This window comes from Cohnella sp. SGD-V74 (genome assembly GCF_003001675.1).
Lineage (GTDB): Bacteria > Bacillota > Bacilli > Paenibacillales > Paenibacillaceae > Cohnella.
In genome coordinates this window covers 1-20,204 of the sequence record NZ_PVYW01000024.1, presented here as the reverse complement: position 1 = coordinate 20,204, position 20,204 = coordinate 1, and the positions used below count along the sequence as shown (strand labels likewise).

Annotated in this window: 12 protein-coding genes and 1 pseudogene; 11 read left to right on the top strand and 2 right to left on the bottom strand. The window is 59.2% G+C overall.

The window, feature by feature from the left end; translation table 11 throughout:
* Window positions 1-57 precede the first annotated feature (57 nt).
* The 4 genes from B0G52_RS28930 to xylF are packed head-to-tail and all read left to right on the top strand — an operon-like array spanning window position 58 to window position 5,143.
* Window positions 58-1,035 carry a sugar ABC transporter substrate-binding protein gene (locus tag B0G52_RS28930; protein WP_094049837.1) on the top strand — a complete coding sequence of 326 codons (978 nt, stop codon included), beginning with the start codon at window positions 58-60 and terminating at the stop codon, window positions 1,033-1,035.
* Entirely contained in the window at window positions 1,032-2,501 is a 1,470-nt protein-coding gene (locus B0G52_RS28925; RefSeq protein WP_094049835.1) for a sensor histidine kinase, read from the top strand. Before B0G52_RS28930 ends, B0G52_RS28925 begins: the two co-directional genes overlap by 4 nt.
* A complete protein-coding gene (locus tag B0G52_RS28920) occupies window positions 2,476-4,017 on the top strand; it encodes a response regulator (RefSeq protein WP_094049834.1) in 1,542 nt (513 codons plus the stop codon). Before B0G52_RS28925 ends, B0G52_RS28920 begins: the two co-directional genes overlap by 26 nt.
* Window positions 4,018-4,030: 13 nt before the next feature.
* Window positions 4,031-5,143, top strand: a complete 1,113-nt coding sequence (gene xylF, locus B0G52_RS28915) for a D-xylose ABC transporter substrate-binding protein (RefSeq protein ID WP_369827155.1) — start codon at window positions 4,031-4,033, stop codon at window positions 5,141-5,143.
* 95 nt (window positions 5,144-5,238) lie between these two features.
* Here the strand turns inward: xylF and B0G52_RS28910 are convergent, their stop codons facing one another.
* Both B0G52_RS28910 and B0G52_RS28905 read right to left on the bottom strand, forming a co-directional pair.
* Window positions 5,239-6,111, bottom strand: coding sequence for a carbohydrate ABC transporter permease (locus B0G52_RS28910; protein WP_094049833.1), 873 nt, complete (start codon window positions 6,109-6,111; stop codon window positions 5,239-5,241).
* Between the two features lie 20 nt (window positions 6,112-6,131).
* Entirely contained in the window at window positions 6,132-7,064 is a 933-nt protein-coding gene (locus B0G52_RS28905) for an ABC transporter permease (RefSeq protein WP_233163170.1), read from the bottom strand.
* Window positions 7,065-7,332: 268 nt separating this feature from the next.
* Here B0G52_RS28905 and B0G52_RS36755 point away from each other — a divergent pair.
* The 7 genes and pseudogenes from B0G52_RS36755 to B0G52_RS28875 form a co-directional block, all read left to right on the top strand.
* Window positions 7,333-8,808, top strand: a pseudogene (locus B0G52_RS36755) (PDC sensor domain-containing protein); the annotation flags it as partial.
* Between the two features lie 297 nt (window positions 8,809-9,105).
* A complete protein-coding gene (locus B0G52_RS36750; RefSeq protein WP_369827158.1) occupies window positions 9,106-9,576 on the top strand; it encodes a helix-turn-helix transcriptional regulator in 471 nt (156 codons plus the stop codon).
* A gap of 134 nt (window positions 9,577-9,710) precedes the next feature.
* Complete coding sequence (locus B0G52_RS28895) at window positions 9,711-11,237, top strand: DUF3502 domain-containing protein (RefSeq protein ID WP_233163168.1); 1,527 nt, start codon at window positions 9,711-9,713, stop codon at window positions 11,235-11,237.
* A 92-nt stretch (window positions 11,238-11,329) separates the two neighbouring features.
* Window positions 11,330-13,648, top strand: a complete 2,319-nt coding sequence (locus B0G52_RS28890; protein WP_094049830.1) for a glycoside hydrolase family 3 N-terminal domain-containing protein — start codon at window positions 11,330-11,332, stop codon at window positions 13,646-13,648.
* A gap of 24 nt (window positions 13,649-13,672) precedes the next feature.
* A complete protein-coding gene (locus B0G52_RS28885) occupies window positions 13,673-15,031 on the top strand; it encodes a glycoside hydrolase family 125 protein (protein ID WP_158223922.1) in 1,359 nt (452 codons plus the stop codon).
* On the top strand, window positions 15,028-18,147 hold the full coding sequence (locus B0G52_RS28880; protein WP_094049828.1) for an alpha-amylase family protein: 3,120 nt from the start codon (window positions 15,028-15,030) through the stop codon (window positions 18,145-18,147). The genes B0G52_RS28885 and B0G52_RS28880 overlap by 4 nt, the downstream gene beginning before the upstream one ends.
* Window positions 18,148-18,204: 57 nt before the next feature.
* Window positions 18,205-19,581 (top strand): alpha-L-fucosidase, encoded by a 1,377-nt coding sequence (locus B0G52_RS28875; protein ID WP_094049827.1) that lies wholly within the window; start codon window positions 18,205-18,207, stop codon window positions 19,579-19,581.
* Window positions 19,582-20,204 lie beyond the last annotated feature (623 nt).

The following is a 20,204-nucleotide window of genomic DNA, read 5'->3' as shown; positions in this document are numbered from 1 at the left end:
GGTTGTCGAAAACAGAATACCTTATCCGGCATTTCATGAAGAAACGGAGCTGTCCACTTGCGCAAAACAGTGATCCTCTTGCTCGGGCTCGCGGGAGTCGCTCTCTTCTATTTTACGTTCGTATCGGCGGGCAAAGTGTTCCGTTCGGATTGGCAGCTGCCGCAATCCCCGGGCGAGAAGCAGGCCCGATATCGTCTTGTCCTGATTACGCAGGAGCTGGAGACGCCGTTCTGGGGCAAGGTCGGAGCCGGGGCGCTGGAGGAGGCCGAACGGGTCGGAGCCAGCATCGAGGTGTGGGGCAGCTACGGCAAAAACCGGGAGGATTTTCTGAAGAAAATTGAGATCGCCATCGACTCCAAGGTGGACGGCATCATCGTGCAGGGACTGGATACGGAGGAGTTCAAGCAGCTGACGAAGGTCAAAGCGGCGTTCTACGGCATTCCGATCGTTACCGTGGCCAACGACGTGCCGATGGCGGACAGCCTCCGGCGGACGTATGTCGGCTCCAATCAATATTTGGCCGGACAGCTGATCGCCAGGCAATTGCTGAGCGACATGGGATCGACGGGCAAAGTCGTCCTGCTCGGAGACAGTCGCCGGGAATATTACCAGCAGCAGCGGATTAACGGCATATACGATGTGCTGAAGGAGTACCCGAACGTTCTGACGGAATACGCGGAGACGACGGATGCAAGGGAGCAGGTCATCTCGGCGACGCAGGATCTGATGAACCGGCTGCCGGACGTGCAGGCGTTCGTCGCCGTCAACGCCAATACCGCGGAGGCGATGATCCAGGAGATCGGCAGGCGTTCCCGGGTCGAGCCGTACCATATCTATTCGTTCGACGACAGTCACGATTCGATGTCGCTGCTTAAGCAAGGCAAGCTCGACGGCGTGATCGAGCAATCTCCCGAGACGATGGGAAGGATCAGCGTGAACCTGATGACCGAATGGCTGAGCGGAGAGACGGTTCCCCTCGACTCCAACGGCTACTTCACCGAAATTCGCATGCTGAAAGCGGCCGACGAGCGATGAACGGCATCCAGAAGAAAATATGGACGCTGGCCGCGGTCGTTCTTTTCATCATGGCGGCAATCTGGATTGCCCTCACCTACTACAATCAGAAAACCCAAGACCAGTACAACGATATTTTGCAGCGCTATTTGCGCATGAACGAAGTGACGACCGCGAGCCAGCAGACGGTCACTTCCCTGAACAACTATTTGCTCTCGCCGTCCCGGGACAATCTGTCGCAGCTGGAGCAGAGCAAGGAGAAGCTTCGCAAGGCGAGAATCGACGTCATCGAGCTGCGCAACCCGGGCAACGAGTTCGCGCTGACCAACTATATGAACCTGATCGACAGCCTCGTCGAGACGACGGAACGCTCGCTGACCTTCCAGTCCGAGAAGGAGACCGAGGCTTCCGGCAATGCTTTCTCCGAAGCGGACCGCATCTCCAAATATATCTCCGAGATGTCGCTTACGCTGCTCGACGCGGAACTGAAGACGTATGACCGCTTCTACCGCGGCATCATCGAACAGTCGGCGGAGCTGAAGAAGCTCGGGATCTGGCTGCTGCTGCTGATCACGTTCCTGCTTCTGCTGTTTACTTACGCCTTCTCGCTCAGCATTACGAGACCGGTGCTGAAGCTGACGCAAGCGGCCAAGGAGCTGTCCAGAGGCCGGTTCGACCTGCGGATCGAAGTGGAGTCCAACGACGAGATTTCGTTCCTCGCCAAGATGTTCGACCGGATGCGCATCAACATCAACAACCTGATTTCCGAAATCCAGCAGAAAGCCCAGCTCGAGAACGAGCTGCAGCAGAGCAAGCTGCTGCTTCAGGAGAGCCAGCTGCGCAGCCTGCAGAGCCAGATCAATCCGCATTTTCTGTTCAACACGTTGAATACGCTTTCCAAGAAGGCTTATCTGGAAGGCTCCGAGGAGACGAGCGATCTGCTGGCCAGCGTCGCGGCGCTGCTGCGCTACAATCTGAAGCGGCTCGACCGCTCCGTCACGCTCTACGACGAAGTTCGGGTGCTGCGTCAATATGTCGAAATTCAGAAAGCCCGTTTTACGGAGCGCCTGCGCTTCCATACGGACATCGACGAAAGCTGCCTGTACGTGCAGCTTCCCGGCCTTACGCTTCAGCCGATCGTCGAGAACGCCGTCATCTACGCGATCGAACCGGAGGAGGACGGCGGCGAGATCTGGTTTCGCATCGTGGACGGCGCGGACCGGGTAACGGTGGAGATCGAAGACGACGGTCCGGGCATGGCGGAGGAGAGAATCCGGCAAATTCTCGAGGAGCGTCCCGTCGAATCGGAAGGCGGCCATACGACCGGAATCGGCTTGGGCAACGTCGTCCGGCGGCTGAGGCTGTTTTACGGATGCGATGACGTCATCGCCATCGAGAGCGGCCGGGAGCGCGGGACGAAAGTGAGATTAAGCATACCGAAAGCAAGGGAGAGCGGAAAGCATGATCAAGCTTCTGATCGTGGATGACGAACAGATCGAACGGGACGGCCTGCGGGCCATATTGGGAAGAAGCTTTCCCGATCTGGACATCGCCGAGGCGAAGAACGGCAAGACGGCCGTCAGAATGACCGAGGAACTGCAGCCGGACGCGATTCTGATGGACATCAAAATGCCGGGGATGAGCGGACTGGAAGCGGTCGAGCGGATTCGCGCGGACTATCCGGACATCAAGTTCGTGATGGTGACGGCTTACGATACGTTCGAATACGCCCGGTCGGCGATCAAGCTGGGCGTCAAAGACTATTTGCTCAAGCCGAGCAAAGCCGCGGAGATCGTGGCGACGGTCGGCAAAGTGCTGAAGGAGATCGAGGACGAGCGGGCCGCGCGGGAAACGGGCCGGCTCCAGCGGGACGCGCTGCGCAAGACGCTGCCGCTCGTCGAGACCGACGTCGTCACGCAGCTGCTGTTCGATCACGTGCACGAAGTTCATCTGGACGAATTGGTCGGGCTGCTCGGCGCGAGGACGACGAACGAGACGTTCTCGATGATTGTCCTGCTGCCGTCCGGTTCGGATAGCCTGTACCCCGCGGTCAAGGAGAAGCTCAGACAGGCGGGCAGCGGCTGGATGGGAGCGATGTACGGCCGGCAAATTCCGGTCGTCGCGTTCCGCGAACCGGGACGTTCGTTTCGTTCCCAGGCGATCGGTCTCGCCCGCGACCTGCTGTCTGTCGCCAAGCCGGGGGCGGAGGAGGGCTGGTTCGTCGGCATCGGCGGCGTCTGCGAGTCGCTGGACCACATTCGCCAATCGTATCAGGAGGCGCTGATCGCCTCCATGGACCCGAGCCTTCCGGTCAAATACCGTTTCTACGAAGATGTGCCCATGCTCGGAAACGCGCGCGACACGTCTCTTGCGAGGCAGCGCGAGAGACTGTTTTTCGACCGGATCCGTCTCGGCCAATGGGATCAGATCGAAGCGGACGTCGCGGATTTCATTCGCGTCTGCGAGAACGAGGGCGTCGATCTGCTGCAGGCGCAGCAGCGCGTGCTGGAGCTGCTCTGGATCGCCGCGCGGGTCATGCTCGAGATGGGCGTCGAGACGGACACGCCGATCTATTCGTTCCAGGCCCACGATTATCGGCAGCTGCGCGGCGAATCGGGAATGCTGCTGGAGCGGATGAGGCAGGCCCATGCGGAGCATCAGCAACGGGTGGAGCCGGACGCGATACAGCGAATCAAGATGTACATCGCCGAGCATTCGCACGAAGACATTACGCTGGACGCCATCGGGAAGCGGGTCGGTCTGAGCCCGTTCTATATCAGCAAAATGTTCAAGGAGCAGCTCGGCGTCAACTATATCGATTTCCTGACCGAGTGCCGCATCGACAAGGCGAAGAAGCTGATGGCCGATCCGGACAAGAGCCTGAAGGAAATCACTTACGAGGTCGGGTATCACGATCCGAACTACTTCAGCAAGGTGTTCAAAAAAATGTGCGACGTATCGCCGACGGAATACCGCAGGACGCTTCCGGCGCGAAGAGGATAAGGAGATGATGTCGGTGAGGCGGGCATACGGAGCGGTATTGGCGCTGATGCTGGCGTTGGCTTGCATCGTTGCGGCTTGCGAAGGGACGGGGAACGGAGGAACGGGAGATGCCGGGCCGCCGTCGTCTTCGCCCTCGGCCGTCGCGGATTCGGGAGGCGGTCTTGCCCCCGAAGATGCGGCTGCCAATCGCAAAATCAAAGTCGGCTTTTCCATGGATACGCTGCTTGAGGAGCGCTGGCTGAAAGACCGCGATCTGTTCAAGCAGGCGGTGGAGGCGCTCGGGGCGGAAGTGAGCGTGCTGGCCGCCAACGGCGACGACGCGAAGCAGATCGAGCAGGCCGAGACGCTGATCGGGCAAGGCGTCGACATTCTCGTCGTCGTTCCCCACGACGCGGAAGCGATGGCCGCCATCGTCAAGAAAGCCCATTCGTCGGGCACCAAGGTCATGTCCTACGACCGCTTGATCAAGAATGCAGACATCGATCTGTACGTCTCCTTCGACAACGAGAAAGTCGGCGAGCTTCAGGCCCAGGCGATCACGAAGCTTGTCCCGAAAGGCAAGTACGTGTACATTGGGGGAGCGGATACCGACAACAACGCCCATCTGTTCAAGAAAGGCGTGTTCAACGTACTGCAGCCGCTCATCGACAAAGGCGATATCACCGTCGTCTACGATCAATGGACGAAGGACTGGACGCCGGTGAACGCGCTGGCGAACATGAAGGCGGCGCTGGAAGCCAACGGCAACCGGATCGACGCGGTGATCGCCGCCAACGACGCCACGGCGGGCAGCGTCATCCAGGCGCTCGCGGAGCAGGGGCTGGCCGGGCGTATTCCGGTCGCGGGACAGGATGCGGAGCTTGCGGGCGTGCAGCGGATCGTCGAAGGCACACAGACGATGACCGTATACAAACCGATCCAGGCGCTGGCGGACAAGGCGGCGGAGCTGGCGGTCGGGCTCGCCAAGGGCGAGCGGGCGGACGCGTCCCGGAAGATCAACAACGGCAAAGTCGAGGTGCCGTCCGTGCTGCTCCCGCCGATCGCCGTCGACCGGTCCAACATCGACGAGACGATTATCGCCGACGGCTTTCATTCCAGAGAGGACGTCTACCGGGCGGGCGAATAGCCTGCCCGAACCGGTTGATCGCCGCGGCAACGATCCCCGAATCGCCGTGCGTCCGGTATCCGCCCACGCGTTATGCCCCTTATGGACCCGCCAGGTTACTCCTTCACCGAACCGATTAGAAGCCCCTTGATAAAATACTTTTGCAAGAAGGGATAGAAAAACACGATCGGTCCGATCGTCAGAATGGCCGTCGCCATCTTGACCGACTCGGCAGGGAGCGTCGTCGCTACCTCGCTCATCGTCCGCTGCATGGACTGGATCATACTGATCTCCGAATTGAGCTTGAACAGCAGAAATTGCAGCGGGAACAGGTCCTTGTTGTCGACAAGCATGATGGCGTTGAACCAGTTGTTCCAGTAGCCGATGCCGTAGAACAGCGTAACGGTGGCCAGCACGGGCAGACTGAGCGGGAAAAAAATTCTCAGCGCGATATAGAAATCGTTGGCCCCGTCGATGCGCGCCGCCTCGGTCAGCGTGTCGGGAATTTGCTTCATGTAGTTCCGTACGAGAAACAGGTTAAACGGATTGAAGATCATCGACGGAACGATTAACGCCCATATCGTGTTTCTCAGACCGAGTCCCGTGCTGATCAAATACCAGGGAACGATGCCCGTATTGAACACCATCGTGACGAAGAAAAACATCGCCAGATGATTGCGGTACTTGACGTGCCGGCTGGACAGCGTATATCCGGCGGCTCCGGTGATGAAGACGGCGAGCAGCGTGCCGACGACGGTGATGAGAATGGAGATCATATAGCTCTGGTACAGCGGCGTGCTGCCGAGCAGCAGCAGCTTGTACGCTCCGAGCGACAGCTTCTCGGGAAAGAGCTGGTAGCCGTTTAATTGAATGGCTTTTTCGTCCGTGAAGGAGACCATCAGGACAAGCAGCATCGGAATCGTGCAAATCAGAGAAAATAAGGCGATAAACATCGTGTTCAACGTGCCGAACAACGTGATTTTTTTCATGAGGCAAGCTCCTCCTTCCGTTAAAATAACGCATGATCGGGATTGATTTTGCGGACAACCTTGTTGCTCGTATAGACTAGGATGAAGCCGACGACGGCCTGATACAAACCGATGGCCATCGCTTGCGCGGGATTGCCGATGTTGCGAAGGGAACGGAACACGTACGTATCGATAACCTCTGTCGTCGGGTACAGCAGGCCGTTGTCCTTGACGATGGCGTAAATCATGTCGAAGCCTCCGTACATAATTTTCCCGAGCGCCAGCAGAGACAGAATAATCACGGTCGGAAGCAGCAGCGGCAGCGTAATGTAACGAATAAGCTGCATGCGGGTCGCGCCGTCGATTCGCCCCGCTTCGTAATAGCTTTCGTCTATGCCCGCGATCGCGGCCAGATAGATGACGAGCGAGATGCCGATATCCTTCCAGATATGCGTGCCGACCAGAATCGAAGTCCAATATCCGGGCGACGAATACCAGTTGATCGGCTCCATTCCGATCGCTTCGAGTATCCGGTTGACCATGCCGTATTCCGTGGACAGCAGACTGTACAGCACGTAGCTGACGATGACCCACGACAGAAAGTGCGGAAACAAGATCGTGGATTGCGCGATTCTGGAGAACAGTCGGCTTTTCAGCTCGTTAAACAGAATCGCCAGCAGGAGCGCGGCTATCGTGCCAAAGACGATAAACAGAGTATTCAGCTTCAACGTGTTGAATGTAATTTCCCAAGCTCGGGGCGACGCGAAGAAAAAACGGAAGTTGTCGAAGCCGATCCAGGGGGAATTGAACAATCCGGTCTTGTAATTGAACTTCTGGAAGGCGATCAGTAGATAAGGCATCGTCAAATATCCGAATATGACCGTATAGACGGCCGCGGGAAGAGCAAGCAAATAAGCTGCCTTATTCTGAAGGAGTTCTCCCAGAACTCCCTTGCGCTTGCGAATGTCTGACATGGCTGTGCACGTCCTCTCGTGAATATGTGGGCTTAGTGCAAGTGTAGGGGCCGCGGCGTTCGAGGGTAAACTACGAAAATGGCAAATCCGCTGTGAATTATGAACAATCGGCATTTCAAATTTGAACACTGACTTCAACTTTGAGCATCGGACCGCTGCGCGAATTCAAAATTTCTATATAATTAGGGAACGTCCAACGAGACAAAGACAGGGGGAGCGGGGGTTGAAGGCCAGACAAAGAATTATCCGTTATTCCGTATATCGTCAAATGTTCCTCACGTTCGTGCTGCTGACCGCCATCGTCATCGCCGTCGCATGCGGCGTTCTCTACGCCTTGTTCTCCGTCAGCACGGCGAAGGAGGTCGGCCGGATCGCCGAATCGACGCTGAGACAGAACAGCTTCGTGTCGGTCGTCATTCGCGATCAGATCCGCAATCTGGGCGACCAACTGTTGAACGATTCGGATATTATCCGCACGATGTACGGCAAGGAGCAGGATCGACTGCAGGAATACCGCGCCTATTCCAGGCTTCGCAGCATCCAGACGACGTTTCCCTATGTTCAATTTATAGGCTTGTACAACGGCTTTACGAAGCAATACACCAATACGCTCGGTTTGACCGCGAAGGACGAAGCTGAACTGATCGGCGCCATAGAGAGCGGAAGTCGGCTTTATTTCGATTTTTTCCCGCGCGCGGTGAGCGATCCTCTCAGAACGAAGGCCTCCCGGAACGTATTGACCTTCGTTCTGACGCCGGGGGCGTATCCGAACCTGCCTTCCAAGAGCATGATCGTCATCAATATCGACGAAGATTACGTGCAGAGGCTGATTGGCGGCTACAAGAGCGGGAACGCCGACAACCTGTACGTCATTAACGATAACGGCACCGTCATGACGCACACCGACCCGTCGCAATTTATGGACAACCTGTCCGAGCTGCCGTATGTACAGAGCATTCTGGGCTCGGACGCGGACAGCGGATATTTTACGACGCCGATCGACGGCAAGAAGCATATCGTCAGCTATGTGAAGTCCGACAGCATGAACTGGGTGTTCATCAGCACAAGCCGTTACGATTCGCTTCTTAAGAACATGTCCCAGCTCAGGCAGTGGACGCTGTTTATCGCGCTGACGATTTTCGCGCTGTGTTTCGTTGTTTCGGTATGGCTGACGAACCGCACGTTTAATCCGCTGCGCAATCTGCTCGACAAGATGACCGCGCCGCAGCAATCCAAGAGAGGCGCCGGCAACCTCAACGAATTCGAGCTGATCGACTCGACCTTCTCGGCGATTACGGAACGGCTGTCGGTGATGGAATCGGCTCTGTCTGTCGCCAGGAGGGCGGACTTGCTTCGCTATATGAAAGGAAGCCAGGTGGACATGCTGCATAAATTCCCGGTGTCCTGGGCGAGCAGCCGCTTCTCCGTCGTCCTTCTCGAAATCGACGGGCTGAAGGAAATGCAGCTGAAGCATTCCGCCAAGACGCAATCGGCCATTCAGTACGCGATATGCAACGTCGCCCAGGAAGTGCTGGAAAGCCATGTCCAGATCAAAATCGTGATCGTCGAGGAAGGGGAGATCGGCCTGCTGCTGCAGCTGGACGAGCCGAATCTCCCGTTGTCGCTGATCGGTCTGCTGATGGAAATTCAGAGCCATATCCGCAAATACTTCTGGATTTCGCTTACAGTCGGAATTGGCCGGGTCGTGTCTTCTCCCGAGGAAATTCGCCTTTCGTACCAGAGCGCCAAAGCGTGCACCGCGCTGCGCTTCTTCCGGGGAGGCGGGCAAATCTTCGAATACGGGGATGCCGAGGACAAGCCGGAGGAGGATTCGCAATACCCGCAGGTCGAGGAGAGACGGCTGCTCGAAGCGATTCGCGCGGGCAACAGCCGGAAGGCTGCGGACGAATTGGAGCAATTCGTCCGTCGGCTCGATTCCGGAGGGGATTACCATCAATCGCTGTTCCACCTGCATCAGCTGGTGACCGGTCTCTACAGGCAATTCGCGACCGGCTCGCGCAAGGAAGCGGCCCATACGGAAATGCTGCTGGAATTCATGAAGGGCCTGCCCGCTTACGAAACGCTGGAGGGGATCGCCGAGGCGCTGCGCGATATCGTAACCCGTCTGTGCGAGCAGCCGGAGGAGGCGACGCAGCTTCAGCACCAGGAACTGATCGACAGCGTGTGCGCCCGCGTCTATAGCAACTATCCGAATCCCGATCTGTCGCTTGAACGGATGGCCGGGGAGGTCAATCTGTCGCGGGGCTACTTGGGCAAGCTTTTCAAATCCTATAAAGGCGTCTCGTTCAACGACTTCCTGAACGGCGTGCGCGTCGAAGAGGCCGCCAAGCTGCTGCAGGAAACCGAGCTTCCTATCCAGACGATCAGCGAGAAGGTGGGCATTTTCAATACGACCTATTTTTACACGTTATTCAAAAAACGCTACCGCCTGTCGCCTGCCCAATTTCGAAGCCGCGCGGACGAGTATCCGAATTTGAAGTCCGAAGATTGAACAATCCGCGCGATTTCAAATCCGAGCTGTAACCATTATTGAAGTTTACGGGGCCGAATCTCCCCCGTTACGCTGGGGTGGACCGATGACGAATCGGCCATTGGGTCAAATCCGAAGAGGGAGATGGTCAACAGATGAAAGCAATTCGCAAGTACGCCATGCTGGCGGTATCGCTCGCACTGGTAATTTCGTTGCTGGCGGCGTGTTCGTCCGGCGGCGGCAATTCCGCGCCAAGCGCAACGGGAGGGGCGGCGGAAGAGAGCAAGTCTTCCGGAGAGAAGCTCCCCGTGCGCTTCCTGCTTCCCGGCAATGAGCCGGAGGATCTCGCAGTGGTCGTCGAGGCCATTAACAAGAAGATGGCCGATGACGGCCTGAACCTGGTCTACCAGCCGATCTATTTGGCTTGGGACGTCTGGGATCAGCGCTCCAACCTGATGCTGACGACCGGCGAGGAATTCGAATTGATCGCCATTATGCACGATGCGAAAGGTCCGCAGCTGCTGGCCGGGAACGGCGGCATTATCCCGATCGACGATTTGCTGGATAAATACGGCCCCGATCTGAAGAAGTCGATGCCCGACTGGATCTGGGATTCGGTCAAGATCGGAGGCCAGACGATCTCCGTTCCGAATTTCTGGGCGGACACCGCGTTCTCCGACGGCATGGTGACGATGCGTTCCGATTTGCTTGCCGCCACCGGGATGCAGCCGCCGAAATCTCCGGAGGAGCTGCTGGAGGCGGCAGCCAAAATCCAGGAAATTTGGCCGGACGACAACAAGAACGTCTACGTTAAAATGCTGAGCGAGCCGGCCTACTACTTGCATCCAACCTACGAGACGTATCCGTTCACCGTCGTCGAGAACATGATTTACGTCGATCAGGAAGGCAACGTGAAATCGTGGTTGGAGACCGAGGAGTTCAAGAAGGACGTTACGTTCATGCGTCAACTGTATGAGCGCAAGCTCGTTCATCCGGATATTTTGACCGTGCCGGGCGAGGTCATTAATCAGGAGGAGATCGCCGGCCGTTATTTGTTCCGTCAAGGCGACGTCGGGCTGAGCGAGGACGTCAAGGCGAGATTCCCGGATGCGGAGAACAAGGTGTACTACTTGACCGACAGTCCGAAGTTCCGTTCTTACGCGATCCGCAATTCCAACGGCGTGTCGTCCACGACCAAGCATCCGGAAGCGGCGATCCAGTTTCTGAACTGGGTGTACGCCAAGCAGGAAAACTTCGATCTGGTCACGTACGGCATCAAAGACGTCCACTGGAAGGAAACCGGGGACAATCTGAAGGACACGCTCAAGAAAAACCAGAACGGCGGAGCTTCCTACGAGCTGGCTAACTGGCTGCTCGGCCACGTCGAGATGAACCGCTACCCGACCAATTACGACAAAGATCGGCTGGAGAGAAGAACGACGATTTCCGACGATACGTTGAACAGCATTACGATCGGCTTTAATTTCGATCCGACGAACGTGGCCGCGGAGTACGCCAACACGGTAGCCGAGATGAAGACCAGCGTGGAGCCTCTCCGCTTCGGCGTCGTCAGCTACGAGCAGGCGTTCGACAAGGTGCTGGCCAACATGAAGGCCGCGGGGCTGGACAAGGTCGTCGCCGAATACGAGAAGCAATTCAAGGAATGGCTGGCAAGCCGATAAAAACGGTAGCGCCGTCCGCCAGCAAGGCCGGTCTCCCAGCGGGGGGAGCGGCCTTGCTTGCTGAGGAAGCGCGAACGAAAGGGGAGAGCAGGATGGAGCATTTGGATAGCGGGCTGTCTCCGGCGAGCAGGGCCTCGGCCTTGCTCAAGCTCATGAACGTCGACGAGAAAATCGGTCAGCTGACGCAGCTGTTCGGGTGGCAAACGTACGATAGAAATCCCGACGGAGGCCCAATTAAGCTGACGGACGCTTTCAAGGAAGAGGTTCGCAGCCGGGGCGTCGGCTCGCTGTACGGCACGCTGCGGGCGGACCCGTGGACGGGCGTCACGCTGAGCACGGGGCTGTCGCCCCGAGAGGGCGCGGAAGCGGTCAACGTCATTCAGAAATTCGTCATGGAAGCTTCTCGCCTCCGCATTCCGATTCTGTTCGGGGAGGAGTGCTCTCATGGACATATGGCGATCGGCGCGACGGTATTCCCGGTTCCGCTGTCGATGGGCAGCATGTGGAACGTCGAGCTGTACAAGCGGATCTGCCGGGCCGTGGCGCTGGAGACGCGCGTACAGGGAGGGGCGGTCACCTATTCTCCGGTGCTGGACGTCGTGCGGGACCCGAGATGGGGCAGAACGGAGGAATGCTACGGCGAAGATCCTTATCTTGCAGGAGAAATGGCCGCCGCGGCCGTGTCTTCCATGCAGGGAGAGCGCCTTGACGATCCGGGCAGCCTCGGCGTTACGCTGAAGCATTTTGCGGCATACGGAGCTTCCGAAGGCGGCCGCAACGGAGCGCCCGCGCATATCGGTCCGCGCGAGCTGCATGAGATCGATCTTCCTCCGTTCCGCAAGGGCGTTCAGGCGGGGGCTTTGTCCATCATGCCGGCTTACAATGAAATCGACGGCGTGCCATGCACGTCGAACCGCTATTTGCTGACCGACGTGCTGCGCGGGCAGTGGGGGTTCGACGGCTTTGTCATTACCGATTGCGGGGCTATCGATATGCTGGCGAACGGACACCAATCGGCCGAGGACGGAGCGGAGGCTTCGGCGCTTGCGCTGCGGGCCGGCATCGACATGGAGATGTCGGGGAGCATGTTCGGGCGCCATCTGAAGAGCGCTCTGGACAAAGGGCTCGTGTCGTCCGAGGAGCTGGACGAAGCCGTTCTGCGCGTGCTGAAGGCCAAGTTCCGTCTCGGACTGTTCGAGCGGCCCTACGCCGACCCGGAAGGGAGCGCCGCGATCATCGGCCGGCCGGAGCATCGGAATCTGGCTCGGCAGGCGGCAGCGGAAGGGGCGGTGCTGCTCAAGAACGAGCGCGGGACGCTGCCCTTGCGCGCGGATGTCATTCGCAAAATTGCCGTCGTCGGCCCGAACGCCGACCGGATGTACAATCAGTTGGGCGATTATACGTCCCCGCAAGCGAGGGGGAACGTCTCGACCGTATTGGACGGCATCGTCGGCAAATTGAAGGGGACCGCTGCAGAGGTGCTGTACGCGCCGGGCTGCAGCATTCGCGGCCAGTCCCGGGAAGGCTTCGAGCGGGCGCTCGCGGCGGCGGAGGAAGCGGATCTGACCGTGCTCGTCCTCGGCGGCTCCAGCGCGAGGGATTTCGGGGAAGGCACCATCGATCTTCGGACCGGCGCATCCGTGGTCAGCGATTCGGCCGCAAGCGACATGGACTGCGGAGAAGGGATCGACCGGGTGTCGCTCGGCTTGTCCGGCGTGCAGCTTGAGCTTGCCCGGCATCTGAAGCAGGCCGGCAAGCCGCTTGTCGTCGTGTATATCAACGGCCGCCCCATCGTCGAGCCGTGGATCGACGAGCGCGCCGACGCGATTCTCGAAGCGTGGTATCCCGGACAGGAAGGAGGCAACGCCATCGCCGATCTGCTGTTCGGGGACGCCAATCCGTCCGGCAAGCTGACGATTACGATTCCGCGCCATGAAGGGCAGCTGCCTCTCGTGTACAACAACAAGCGGACGCGGGGCAAGAGGTATCTGGAATACGATCTGACGCCTCAATATCCGTTCGGCCACGGGCTCAGCTACACTACTTTCGCCTATAGTCCGGTCCGTCTCGGCACGGACAGCATCGAGGCGCACGAAACGACCCATGCGGCCGTGACCGTGACGAATACCGGCGACAGAGCCGGAGCCGAAGTCGTTCAATTGTACGTGACCGACGTCGTCTCGTCCTATACGCGACCCGAACGCGAGCTGAAGGGCTTCTGCAAAGTGCTGCTGGAGCCGGGCGAAAGCGCCGAAGTGTCCTTCCCGTTAGGGAAGGAGGCGCTCCAGATTATCCATCCGGACAAGGAAGGCGAAGTGGAGCCCGGCCTCTTCGTCATCGGCATCGGCGGCAGCTCCGCGCACTTGAACACGGCCGAGCTGCGGGCCGTTCCATCCGTGGAAACGGCATGACGGAAAGGAGGGCAATGAACCCTTATGCATGAGAGCCATAAGCTGCCGGTCGTAGAGATGCCGAGGCTGGAGCTTCCCGCAAGCGTGAAAGGCGTTCTGAAGGAAGCCGAGAGCTGGCTGGAGAGCCGCCCCGGCTTGCTTCGCCTGTTTCGCAATTGCTATCCGAACACGCTGGAGACGACGACCAAGCTGTGCGAGGACGGAACGTCCTTCGTCATTACGGGAGATATTCCGGCCATGTGGCTTCGGGATTCGGTTGAGCAGGTATTCCACTATATTCCGCTGACCGAGCGGGACGGGGAGATGCGCCGCATCGTGCTCGGCCTGATTCGGCGGCAGGCGGCGTGCGTGCTGCACGATCCGTATGCCAACGCCTTTAACGAAGAGTCGAACGGTCATCACTGGGATGCCGGCGATATCACCGACATTCCCGTATCGCCGCTCGTATGGGAACGCAAATTCGAGCTGGATTCGCTTTGTTTCTTCGTCAGGCTCGTATACGCCTACTGGCGAACGACGCGGGACGACGGGCTGTTCGACGCCGAACTGGTCGCCGCGCTTCGGACGGTGTCGGACCTGTTCGCGACGGAGCAGCGTCATGAGGAGCTTTCCTCGTACCGGTTCAGCCGCTCGAACTGTCCTCCCCACGACACTCTCCATCATGGAGGGAGAGGGACGCCGGTCGGGTGGACGGGCATGATCTGGTCGGGATTTCGCCCAAGCGACGACGCGTGCGACTACCATTATTTTATCCCGGGCAACATGATGGCCGTCGTGGCGCTTCGGCAATTGCGAGAGATGGCGGAGAGCCGCGGAGAGCCGGCGGATTATCTGAAGGAGCTGGCAAGGCTGGAGGAGGAAGTGAATGAGGGGATCGTTCGTTACGGAATCGTCCGCCACCCCGAATACGGAGAGATCTACGCCTTTGAGACGGACGGGCTGGGCAACTTTCGCTTGATGGACGATGCGGGTACGCCGAGCTTGCTTTCCATTCCTTATTTCGGCTATGCCTCGGCCGACGATCCGATTTATTTGAATACACGGGCTTTCATTCTAAGCTCGAACAACCCTTATTATTACGAAGGCAGCGCGGCTAAGGGCATCGGAAGCCCGCACACGCCGCCCGACTATATTTGGCCGATGGCGTTATCCATGCAGGGGCTGACGAGCCGGAGCGACGAGGAACTGCTGGAGATGCTTTCCGTGCTGGAAGCGACCGATGCGGGCACCGGCTATATGCACGAAGGCTTTCACGCCTCCGACCCCTCGCGGTACACGCGGCCTTGGTTTGCTTGGTCCAACAGCCTGTTCGCCCAACTGGTGCTGAAGGCGGCGGAGCGGGGACTGCTGGCGGATACGGCGAAAGGAGACAGAACAACATGACAACGATTGTATTTTACGACGCTTCCTTCCCGTTTGCGGGCGTCAGACCGAGCGGCGAGGCCGCAGCCGCGCTGGGCGGCATCGGAGGGACGGTGAACGCGGACGCCCTGGCGGAAGCGCTGGAGACGGCCGACACGCTCGTCCACCTGCACGGCTCCTATTTTCCGAAGTCGGCGTGGACGGCGCTGCTCGGCTTTCTGGGGCGCGGGGGCAACCTGCTTCATATCGGCGGGACGCCGCTAAGGATTCCCGTCTACCGGGACGGAGAGAAGTGGCGGTGCGAGCACGAGCAGACCGCCTATCACCAGAAGCTGAACATCCACGAGGCGCTGCCCGTCGACCCGTCGCCGATCGCCCGTTATGCCGCCTCGGAGCAGATTCCGCTGCTGGCCGGTCGCGAAGAGCTGTTCGGCGTGCAGCCGACCGTCGGCTTCGTGCTTCACGCGACGAAAGCGGACGACCATCCCGGCGAAGGCGGTCCGAGCGGGCCGATGGACGCTCATATTCACGCCTTGCTGAAAGGGGTGTCTGAACAGGGACGCGAAGTGGCCGCTCCGGCGGTGCTTCTGGAAAATACGAAGGGGGATTTCGCCGGCGGGCGCTGGCTGTTCGTTAACCTTGCTCCGGAGGAGGCGCTGTGGTCGGCGGACGGCCTCGGGGCATTGGCGGAATGGAGCCGATTCTGCGACAAGGGCGTAACGGAGATGTGGCTGAAGCCGCATTTCGCGACGTATTATCCCGGAGAGCAGCCCGCGTTTACGCTGCAGCTGCAATCTCTTGCCCGGCGAGCCGGGTCTGCAGGAGCACCCGCGCCATCGAGACGCTGGAGTCTGGCGCTGACCGTGGAACGGCCGGACAATGCGAACGGCGACCGGACTTTGTGGAAAACGGAGCGGACGGAGGAGGCGGGGCGCGAGCTCGGCTTCGTCCGGCTCAACGTTCCGCTGGCGGTCGAGCCGGGTTATTACGAGGTCGAATGCCGCGCTGTATCCTCGGACGGAGAGGCTCGGCTTCTCGGCCAAGGCTTCTGGGGCTTCGACGAGCAGCTGCTGTCTTCGGGCGGCTTCCTGGGCGCGGACCGCGATTACTTCCGGCGCGACGGCAAGCCGATGCCGATCGTCGGCATGACCTACATGACGTCCGATGTCGCGCGCAAGTTTCTGTTCTTGCCCAACGCCTCCGTCTGGGATCGCGATATGGCGCAGATGGCGCGGGCGGGCATCAATCTGCTGCGCACCGGCATCTGGACGGCGTGGCGGAAGGTGATGTTCGTGGACGGCCACCCCTACGAGGAAGTGATGCGGGCGATCGACGCGTTTTTCCTGACGGCGAAGAAGCACGGGCTGGAAGTGAACTTTACGTTCTTCGCCTTCGCTCCGGAGGCGTGGGAAGGCGTTAATCCGTATTTGGACCCCCGCAGCGTGGAAGCGCAGAAGCGCTTTATCTCGGCCGTCGTTTCCCGCCATCGGAATTCGACGCACGTGCATTGGGATTTGATCAACGAGCCGTCGCTGCTCGATCCGAAGCGCATCTTCGCGGGGCCGAAAACGGTTCGGGACCGCTTCGAGCGCCGGTTGTTCTCCGAATGGCTGGAGAAACGGCACAGAGGAGACATTCGCAGGCTCCAGGAGCTGTGGAACATGACGCCGGACGAGCTGCCGGACTTCGCGTCGGCGATTCCGCCGGAGACGGACGAGGTAGCTTTTCGCCCGACGAGCATTCATCCGAAGAAAAGCGCCAAATGGCTGGACTATACGCTGTTCACGATGGATATGCACAATCGGTGGGCGGGCGAGCTCGTGGACACGATCCGCTCCATCCGGCCGGAGCAGCTCGTCACGGTCGGTCAGGACGAGGGCATCTGCAGCCAGCGGCCGTCGCCGTTTTTCTACGCCGAGGCTGTAGACTATACGACGGTTCATACCTGGTGGCAGAACGATCATCTCGTCTGGGACAGCGTGTTCACGAAGACGCCGCACAAGCCCAATCTGATCCAGGAGACGGGGATTATGTACGTGGAGACCCCGGAAGGCAAAGCCAAGCGCAGCGAGACGGAGCTGAAGGCGATTCTGGAGCGCAAGTACGCATACGCCTTCGCGACGGGCGGCGCGGGAGCGGTGCAGTGGATCTGGAACACGAATTTCTATATGCACAACGTCAACGAGTCCAACATCGGAGCGATCAGAGCGGACGGAACGGAGAAGCCGGAGGCTGACGTTTCGTACGATTTCGGGGCATTCATGGGACGAATCGGCCATCTGTTCGAGGAGCGTGAACGGGAAGAGGTCGCGGTCGTCTATCCCTACTCCAACGACTTTTCCAACCGCAAGCTGGCGATGGACGCGACGACGGCGGCTTCCCGTCTTCTCGGCCACGTCATCAAGCAGCCGTTTCGGGCGCTCAGCGAATACCATCTGAACGATCTGGACGGATGCGGAGAGCTGAAGCTGATCATCGTGCCCAGCGCGCACAACTTCGAGGATGCCGCGCTGGAGAAGCTGCTCGACCATGTTTCCAGGAGCGGCTGCGTGCTGCTGTTCACGGGACCGCTCGGGCTTGATGCCTACTGGAGGCGGACGGACCGGCTGAACGGCAGCGGCCGGCTCCGACCGGCGAACGTGCGCAGAGAGGAAACGCTGGAGCTGGACGGCCGTCGCTACTCTGTCGCGTTCGGCAATCTTCGCATCGCGGAAGCCGCCAAGGAAGTCGAAGCCGGCGCCGAGGACGGCGTCGGCAAGGTGACGGTCGCGGACATCGGACGCGGCAAGCTGATTCATTGCCCGCTGCCGGTCGAACTGAACGGACGCTCCGAGCCGGTCGAAGCGCTGTACCGCTTTGCGCTTCAGTTGGCGCGGCCGACGTCCGAGCTGGAATGGCTGAGCGGAGGGGATAAGCCGGGAGTGTTCGGAAGAAAGCTGCGTTTTCGCGAGGGCGCATTGTTCATTTTCGTCTCGGAAAGCTCCGAATCGCTGGACCTCGCCGTCAAGGACCCGACGACCGGACGCGCCTATCGCTTCGTACTGGAGCCGGAGAGGTCCGTGCTGTTCGCCGCAGACGGGACAGGAGCCCTGATTGCTGTGTATCGGCCGGGGGAGACGACCATCGAATCGAACTGATGCAGGGTGAAACGATACGGAATTGACCGGCAACCGGCCGGCAGGAGGAATGGGGAAATGACGCAATCGCAATTTCAGGTGCCAGACCGCTGGAAGTGGTTTACCGAAAGCCGCTACGGCTTGTTCATTCATTGGGGGCCCTACTCTCGCTTAGGACGGGGAGAACAGGTGCTGTTCCGCGAGCATATGAACCATCAAGAATACGAAGCGCTGGCCTGCTCGTGGAATCCCGAGCATTTCGACGCCGAATTGTGGGCGAAGACCGCCCGCAAGGCCGGGTTTAAATACGTCTGCTTTACGACTCGCCATCACGACGGCTTCTGCATGTGGGACAGCGCTTATACCGACTATTCCAGCGCGCGCCAAGCGGCCGGCCGGGATTTCGTTCGCGAGGTCGTGGACGCTTTCCGCAAGGAAGGTCTCCGAATCGGACTCTATTATTCGTGGATCGACTGGCGGCTTCCCGCCTATTTCGAAGGTCCGCAAACCAATCCCGAAGGCTGGGAGACGGTCAGAACTTACTTGCACAACCAGGTCAAGGAATTGCTGACCAACTACGGGCAAATCGATCACTTTTTCTTCGACGGCGTATGGCCGCGCAACGCGGACGATTTGCAAAGCGTGGAATTGATGGAGGAGATGCGCAAGCTTCAGCCGGACATCCTGATCAACAACCGGGTAGGGTATTCGTCCAAGCATGACGGCTACCGCGCGGACGGCGGCATCGGAGCCGGCGATTCGGATGCGCTGGGCGACTTCGGCACGCCGGAGCATCTTGTCGCGGCGGACCGCAGCAGGCTGTGGGAATCTTGCCAGGTCACGACCTGGCGTCTGTGGGGGCATGTTTTCGGCGAGCGCTGGAGACCGGCGGACTACTTGCTCGATATGCTGTGCGAATGCACGGAGAAGGGCGGAGCCCACGGGGGCAACCTGCTGCTGAACGTCGGTCCGACGGCGGACGGACAGCTGCCGCCGGAGTTCGTGGAGCGCGCTCTGCAGATCGGCGCCTGGCTGGACGTGCACGGCGAAGCGATCTACGGGGCGGACGGCGGCAATCTGACGGAGTTCATTACGCGCGGGCGCCAGACGACGAAGGGCAACGAGCTCTATTTGATCATCCGCTTCTGGGACGGTCGTCCCGAGCTGCGCCTGGCGGATCTGGCGACGAAGGTCGCCGACGTCACGCTGCTGACGACCGGACAGAAGCTGAGCTTCAGCCAGACGGACGACGAGCTGATCATTGGCGGCTTGCCCGCGGAGTCGCCCAGCAGGCTGTTTCCGGTTATCCGCGTCACGTGCGCCGGCAAGCCCGAGGCGACGGAATGGGGACGTCAGCGCCTATGGGAGGGAGACCCGCTTCGGGTGGCCGCATGGGCGCGAGAGCAGCGCGGAAGCTCGGTATTCGCGGGAGGCGGCAGCGACAGCGGCATTTGAACGATAACGGAAGGAGGGCGGCGAGAGATGGGGAGAACACGAGCAACCGAAACGCTTGATGGGGAGGCTTTTGCAACGTGAACGAAGGACGATGTTCTAAAGAATCGGTTAACGTCTCCCGAATTGCGCTTGAACGGAGGGCGATGTTCTAAAGAATCGGTTAACGACTCTCGAATGGCGCACAAACGGAGGGCGATGTTCTAAAGAATCGGTTAACGACTCCCGAATGGCGCTCAAACGGAGGACGATGTTCTAAAGAGTCGGTTAACGACTCCCGAATTGCGCACAAACGAAGATGGTTGCTCGAAAGAAACGCACATTGGCACATTTTTTTGAACGATTAAAAAAGAATAAAACCCGAAATTGTTATCTGAATCTTCTCCGCAAAAACCGCCTTCATCACCGTCCTGAGGACGCCGAAGGCGGTTTTTGCTTGACCCATCGCCCCGCAGGCTCGCACCATAAGCTCGCGCCACGTGCTTATCTCACCCATCGCCCCGCAGGCTCGTACCATAAGCTCGCGCCACGCACTAGCGTTGCATAAAACTTCACGCGAAAATAACTACAATTAGCTATATATGTAATAATATAAGTGTTTTTCATGGCGATTATATAAAAAATCC

Coding starts and splice junctions, on each gene's coding strand:
- B0G52_RS28920 (WP_094049834.1), top strand. CDS start 2,476: ATGATCAAGCTTCTGATCGTGGATGACGAACAGATCGAACGGGACGGC.
- B0G52_RS28885 (WP_158223922.1), top strand. CDS start 13,673: ATGCATGAGAGCCATAAGCTGCCGGTCGTAGAGATGCCGAGGCTGGAG.
- B0G52_RS28905 (WP_233163170.1), bottom strand. CDS start 7,064: ATGTCAGACATTCGCAAGCGCAAGGGAGTTCTGGGAGAACTCCTTCAG.
- B0G52_RS28895 (WP_233163168.1), top strand. CDS start 9,711: ATGAAAGCAATTCGCAAGTACGCCATGCTGGCGGTATCGCTCGCACTG.
- B0G52_RS28875 (WP_094049827.1), top strand. CDS start 18,205: ATGACGCAATCGCAATTTCAGGTGCCAGACCGCTGGAAGTGGTTTACC.
- B0G52_RS28890 (WP_094049830.1), top strand. CDS start 11,330: ATGGAGCATTTGGATAGCGGGCTGTCTCCGGCGAGCAGGGCCTCGGCC.
- B0G52_RS28910 (WP_094049833.1), bottom strand. CDS start 6,111: ATGAAAAAAATCACGTTGTTCGGCACGTTGAACACGATGTTTATCGCC.
- B0G52_RS36750 (WP_369827158.1), top strand. CDS start 9,106: ATGCTGCTGGAATTCATGAAGGGCCTGCCCGCTTACGAAACGCTGGAG.
- B0G52_RS28880 (WP_094049828.1), top strand. CDS start 15,028: ATGACAACGATTGTATTTTACGACGCTTCCTTCCCGTTTGCGGGCGTC.
- B0G52_RS28925 (WP_094049835.1), top strand. CDS start 1,032: ATGAACGGCATCCAGAAGAAAATATGGACGCTGGCCGCGGTCGTTCTT.